We start from the raw sequence: 883 nt of genomic DNA, 5'->3' as shown, positions 1-883 counted from the left end.
CGCAACGGGATTACTTGCAGCAGCGATCGCCGTATTGACCAACACGGCATCCGCGCCCATTTCCATCGCTCTTGCCGCATGTGAAGGCGCACCAATTCCCGCATCCACGACAACAGGTACGTTCGCTTGGTCAATAATGATTTCTAGAAAATCGTGCGAAGCGATACCTTTGTTCGAACCAATCGGCGCTCCCAATGGCATCACCGCAGCACAGCCAACTTCTTCCAGCCGTTTACATAACACCGGATCAGCATGGCAATATGGCAACACAATAAAGCCATCTCGCACGAGCTGTTCGGCAGCGGCTAAGGTTTCTATCGGATCAGGCATTAAGTATTTTGGGTCGGGATGGATCTCCAGTTTGACCCAATTTGTGCCCAACGCTTCGCGAGCAAGCTGCGCAGCAAAAACCGCATCTTTGGCATTTTTAGCGCCAGAGGTGTTCGGTAGCAAATTCACACCGGCGTGAATCAGAGGCTGCAAAATGTCATCTTGCTGATCATGTACATCCACACGTTTAAGCGCCATCGTCGCGAGCTGTGAACCTGAAACCTGGATGGCTTCGGCCATTAAACGGCTATTAGAAAATTTGCCTGTTCCTGTGAACAAGCGTGATTGAAATTCTTTATCACCAATTTTCAGCATCGACATTATCCCCCTGCGATGGCTTGAAACAGAGAGATGCTATCTCCCTCAGAAAGTACCGTACTCGCCCATTCGCTACGCGGCACCACTTGATTATTAATGGCAAAAACACAGCCCATTTCAGGCAGAGAAAACTGGGTAATGATTTGCTGTAGGTTGGCATTACACTCGACCAGCTGAGCTTGGTCGTTAATAACGATAGCTATCACGTTACCTCTCTCCTTTAACAAAGGAACGC

At 49.2% G+C, this 883-nt stretch carries 2 protein-coding genes; both read right to left on the bottom strand.

Features of this window, described 5'->3' with window-relative positions; genetic code table 11:
- Positions 1-645, bottom strand: a 645-nt coding sequence (locus tag R7Z49_RS23995) for a thiazole synthase (protein WP_318112227.1), incomplete at its 3' end; no start/stop codon positions are given.
- A gap of 5 nt (positions 646-650) precedes the next feature.
- Positions 651-854 carry a sulfur carrier protein ThiS gene (gene thiS / locus R7Z49_RS23990; RefSeq protein WP_015297502.1) on the bottom strand — a complete coding sequence of 68 codons (204 nt, stop codon included), beginning with the start codon at positions 852-854 and terminating at the stop codon, positions 651-653.
- Positions 855-883 lie beyond the last annotated feature (29 nt).

The sequence above is a fragment of the Vibrio sp. 1562 genome, assembly GCF_033340155.1.
In the GTDB taxonomy this organism is placed as follows: domain Bacteria; phylum Pseudomonadota; class Gammaproteobacteria; order Enterobacterales; family Vibrionaceae; genus Vibrio; species Vibrio alginolyticus.
Note: the sequence above shows the minus strand (reverse complement) of the source record. Positions and strands in the feature narration are given on the sequence as shown.